This window comes from Deinococcus malanensis, from assembly GCF_014647655.1.
In the GTDB taxonomy this organism is placed as follows: domain Bacteria; phylum Deinococcota; class Deinococci; order Deinococcales; family Deinococcaceae; genus Deinococcus; species Deinococcus malanensis.
Genome location: NZ_BMPP01000053.1, coordinates 1 through 4,299, shown reverse-complemented (window position 1 = coordinate 4,299; position 4,299 = coordinate 1). Strand labels below are relative to the sequence as shown.

The 4,299-nt window shown below is 61.0% G+C and carries 4 protein-coding genes, 3 tRNA genes and 1 pseudogene; 3 read left to right on the top strand and 5 right to left on the bottom strand.

What is annotated here, in order from left to right; all coding sequences use genetic code 11:
• Positions 1–927: 927 nt before the first annotated feature.
• Entirely contained in the window at positions 928–1,206 is a 279-nt protein-coding gene (locus tag IEY49_RS21135) for a hypothetical protein (protein WP_189012375.1), read from the top strand.
• 119 nt (positions 1,207–1,325) lie between these two features.
• On the opposite strand, the pseudogene IEY49_RS22070 reads toward IEY49_RS21135, so the two are convergent.
• Positions 1,326–1,415: pseudogene (locus tag IEY49_RS22070) on the bottom strand (hypothetical protein); the annotation flags it as partial.
• 145 nt (positions 1,416–1,560) lie between these two features.
• A complete protein-coding gene (locus tag IEY49_RS21125) occupies positions 1,561–2,157 on the bottom strand; it encodes an SMI1/KNR4 family protein (RefSeq protein ID WP_189012374.1) in 597 nt (198 codons plus the stop codon).
• 424 nt (positions 2,158–2,581) lie between these two features.
• Here IEY49_RS21125 and IEY49_RS21120 point away from each other — a divergent pair, with 424 nt between their 5' ends.
• Positions 2,582–3,553: an aldo/keto reductase gene (locus IEY49_RS21120; protein ID WP_189012373.1), complete on the top strand. Its 972-nt coding sequence runs from the start codon at positions 2,582–2,584 to the stop codon at positions 3,551–3,553.
• Between the two features lie 125 nt (positions 3,554–3,678).
• Here the strand turns inward: IEY49_RS21120 and IEY49_RS21115 are convergent.
• From IEY49_RS21115 to IEY49_RS21105, 3 genes are all read right to left on the bottom strand, one after another.
• Positions 3,679–3,753, bottom strand: a tRNA-Tyr gene (locus IEY49_RS21115).
• Between the two features lie 6 nt (positions 3,754–3,759).
• A tRNA-Met gene (locus IEY49_RS21110) sits at positions 3,760–3,833 on the bottom strand.
• A gap of 9 nt (positions 3,834–3,842) precedes the next feature.
• Positions 3,843–3,904 (bottom strand) — tRNA-Thr (locus IEY49_RS21105).
• Between the two features lie 177 nt (positions 3,905–4,081).
• Here IEY49_RS21105 and IEY49_RS21100 point away from each other — a divergent pair.
• On the top strand, positions 4,082–4,299 hold a 218-nt coding region (locus IEY49_RS21100; RefSeq protein ID WP_189012372.1), incomplete at its 3' end, for a hypothetical protein.

Below are 4,299 nucleotides of genomic sequence, written 5' to 3'. Positions count from 1 at the left end.
CTGGTCAGGTCGGAGTTGGGCGTGTCCACGTACAGCGCGCCACTGACACCCGGGGCCACGATGGGCGCGGCGATCTTGACGTTCTTGACCATGTTGGGGAAGTCGCCGTGGGTGCCGTCCACGCCCGAGTGCCCTACTGGGCGAGGCCGTCACGAGCGTCACCTCTCCCCAGCGGCAGGTTCGTACAGACCCTGTTCTCGTCCTTTGGACTACCGCACCCCGTCCACAACGCCATTCACTTCAAAGTGCCAGCTGCCGAGGCCTGCTGCCCCTGCAGCTGGAGTGCGGATAGAGAGCAGTATGTGCCCGGCTGTGACCATCGCTGCGCCTCAGCCGCTCGTCATTGTGGTAACGCTGCCGAGCCACCTCGTCGCTGCCAGTGCTGGAATTCCGTTGCTTATTCCTGCGGTGAAAACGGATTCGACACGGCAGGTGATTGCACCGTCGGGCTGGAGCGGTGCGCTGGACTCAGGACGCCTTCCGGGCGCACCTGAACAGCCTTTTTCCTCTATCAGGACTGCAAAAATCTTGAAGTGTCAGCTGCTGAGGACTTTTCCAGACCAGAGTAAATGCCAGTCATCCTAGACGCTGATTCTGCGGAGGACCCTGTAGCCACGCTGTGGATTTGTTCAGGAAGGAGACCAGGTCATGAGCCCGCTGAACTAGAGGATTTGTATACTTTTCGCTCTTGGAGGAGAGAGGTGCGCTTTGTTCGTTGTGAGGGCCTTATCTGGATGGTGCGCCTGGCTGCAACGCGGCCCAAGGACGAGTCTTGAGTTCCGGCATGGGATCTTGTCTCTGGCACTGCGAATGAAATGTATCTCCGGACCTTCCCCACGTGGAGGTATACGCCCGCACGGGGGGGACACTGTCGAAAAAAACGCGGCACTCCGAAAAGCTAGCCTCCTAGACTGCCCCACGACTGACGTGAACGCCCACCACGATGCCCAGCATCTGTTGGTGCTGGACTTGCTGCACGAACTCCGGGATGTGCTGCAAGCGATGGAGCCGATCACGGACCACGAAACGATCCTCTTTGCGCTCAGTGCAGCTCAGCGCGAGGCGGAGCGGGGAGCTTGGAAGGACTTCGCTTCGTGGATGAACGGCTTGCATTCGTTTCTGATCGCACTGCCGCCCGTGGATCCTTCCGGGGGTCATGCCCTCGAACTCGGCCGCAGCATCACTCGGGTCTACCCACACCAATGAAAGGGCGTCTGGTGGATTACCTTTCAACGCACCTCGCTCCGGTTGAATTGTTCGAGTCGCTCACCCTGTCGCATGCTGGCGCGCCCGGTGTGCAGAAAGCGCTCGAACAACAGGTTGTGCTAGATCGGGTCGGAGAGCGTGATGCCCAGCAGGTGACACAACACGGACCCGGCCGCTGAACCCCGGCCCGCCGCCAGAATCCCGTGTTCCCGGCAGTAATCCGTCCATCAAGTAACAGCGGGTCAGGTTGTCTGGTTCCTCCTGAAGGACGAGGCTGCACTTGGTGATGATCGGAGCCTCCTGGATGTGCTGATGGAGAAGTGCTCGCCGGCGGATGAAAAGCGCACAGTTCGGTTAGGCCAGCCAATCCATCAAGACGCCAGTGACGCCCTGCAAGCGGGCCTCCGGTAGCTGCCCTGGATGGGGCGTGACCACCAGAGCTCCCATGTTGACTTCGCGGAGGAGGAGGAGAAAGAGGTCAACAAGGTCTGCACAGACGTACTGGGCCCCGTCATAATCCGCCCCGAAGATCACCACCTGCCCAGCCTTGCCCTCAGGTCCAGGCTGCAGGTCGATGCCAAGGCTGTTCCCAGTGGTGTCGTCGAATACGGGCAGCAACCCCAGGCTGGGGAAATGCTGCGAAACGCGGGGATCCGGATTGGGTCCGTCGTTCTCCGGAAAGCCCTGGTCGATCAACATCTGCATATCCAGCAGCCAGCGGAGGACGTCGTGCAGAGGCATGAACTTGAGGCCCAGGAGGGTGCCTTCTATCCCATGATCCCCTTCACCATCATGCAGGGCGTACAGGGATTCCCAGGCGGAGGGAGGTGGAGCAGGGAGCAGCGCCCGAACCCGGTCAAGGTCGTGGGTTTGCGCTGGTGGGTTCAGGCGTGAGCGTACCGGGACGCCATGGGCTTCGAGGGCATCACACAGGTCATCGTACGCAGACACACGTTAAGTTTTTCACAGTGATCAGGCTCGGAGTAGCAAAAATGTGGCACGTCGGTGTATTCATTGGATCGCGACGTCCTCTCACTCCAGCACGGTTGCTTGAAGGAGGTGAGTGCGGACCTGTTCAGCGGCGGAGTCCAGTGCGTACAGCGCGTGATTGCGGAGGGAATGCTTTGGCCCCATCAGGGATTCAAGTCCGGACCGGAGCGAGTAAGCGGTGCAGCCCTGAAGACTTCTGAAAGTGCTCTCCACCATCGCACTTCAGCAACAGGCCGCGCTCGAGGCTTTCTTGGATGATGGAAGAAACGACACCGGCGCCACCTTGCAGGCGCCAGGAAAAAAAGCTGTTCTTCAGAAAGTGGGCTGTTCCTGCCTGGCAAGGGCCAGTGCAGCATAGGGTCGGGTGTATTCCAAGGAGGGTCTTATGAAGTACCGTCACCTCGGACGCAGCGGCCTGCAGGTCAGCCCCCTCTGCCTCGGCACCATGAACTTCGGTCCAGAAACGAGTGAGGAGGACTCCTACCGCATCATGGACCGGGCCCTGGAGCTCGGCGTGAACTTTTTTGACACGGCAAACGTGTATGGATGGAAACAGGGCGAGGGCGTTACCGAACAGATCATTGGCCGCTGGCTGGAGAATAATCCTGGCAAGCGCGACCAGATTGTGCTGGCGACCAAGGCCTACGGCAAGATGGGTGAGGGCCCCAACGACCAGAAACTGTCCGCGTACCACATCCGGCGCGCCTGTGAGGACAGCCTGCGCCGTCTGAAGACAGACCGCATCGACCTCTACCAGATGCACCACATAGACCGGGCCACGCCCTGGGAAGAAGTGTGGCAGGCGATGGAGCAGCTGGTTCGGGAAGGCAAGGTGCTGTACGTCGGGTCGAGTAATTTTGCCGGGTGGAACATTGCCCAGGCGAACGGTCTTGCGGCGCAGCGTCACTTCATGGGCCTGGTCTCCGAGCAGAGCCTGTACAACCTGAACGCCCGCGTGGTGGAGCTTGAAGTGATCCCGGCATGTCAGGCGTTCGGACTGGGCCTGATTCCGTGGAGCCCACTGGGCGGCGGACTGCTCGGTGGGGCCCTGCAGAAAGCGAGTGAAGGTCGCCGGGCTAGTGAGCGGTTGCAGGCTCAGATCGAGAAGTACCGGCCTCAGCTGGAGCGCTACGAAGGATTGTGCCGTGATCTGGGAGAACAGCCCGCTGATGTCGCTCTGGCGTGGCTGCTCAGCAACCCTGCGGTGACTGCGCCCATCATTGGGCCGCGCACACTTGAGCAGCTGGAAGGGAACTTAAGGTCGTTGACCATCACGCTCTCGGAAGAGACCCTCAGGGCGCTTGACGACATCTGGCCCGGACCCGGCGGTCAGGCGCCGGAGGCGTACGCCTGGTAAGCTGCTGGATCAGCTCGTGTAATCAATTGTGAGATTCAGGGAGTAGGGGATCCATTGCTGCTCCAGCAAGGGCTGGTGTGTACGTGCGATAAAGCGGGGTGCTGTCCTGCAGGCCCCGCTTTGTTTGGCTGATCGGCCTGGATTCGAACCAGGAACATTCCGCTTTACAGGCGGACACTCTACTCTTGAATTACCGACCAATCCTGTGGAGCGGACGAGGGGAGTCGAACCCCCAGGAGCCACCGTATGAAAGTGGTGCCAACCATTAGGCAACGTCCGCGTGTGAAACCTCCGGAGGGACTCGAACCCACACAGGCTGACTTACAAGGTCAGAGCCCTTCCAATTGGGCAGGAATCCTAGCTCTCCGCCCTGGAAGGCCGGCGCGTCCAACTGCGGCAGATGGACGGCACCGAGGAGGTGACCCTGGTGCGTGCGCCTGACCAGCGCGGGTCGTTCGTTAGTGTTCAGCGCTTTTAACGGACGGCGCCGGTGGCACTCAGCGTGTAACTCGGGGTACGGCGGGAGTGGTGTCGCTGTTGATTCCCGCCATGGCGGTCAGCGGGGTCTTCGGCGGTCCGTTGCTGATGCTCGCTGTGCTGGCGCTGGCCTTCGCCGGGCTGCTCCTGGCTGCCTTCCGGGGCGGTGCTCTGGTGCAGGAAGTCACGCAGACGCCCCTGACTCCTTCTGTTCAGGTCACGCCCGCTGCCCTGCCTGCTCAGGCAAGTGCCGAGATGCTGCCCTCCCT

Bases quoted from the DNA above. Each gene is read 5' to 3' on its own strand.
- IEY49_RS21120 (WP_189012373.1), top strand. From the start codon at position 2,582: ATGAAGTACCGTCACCTCGGACGCAGCGGCCTGCAGGTCAGCCCCCTC.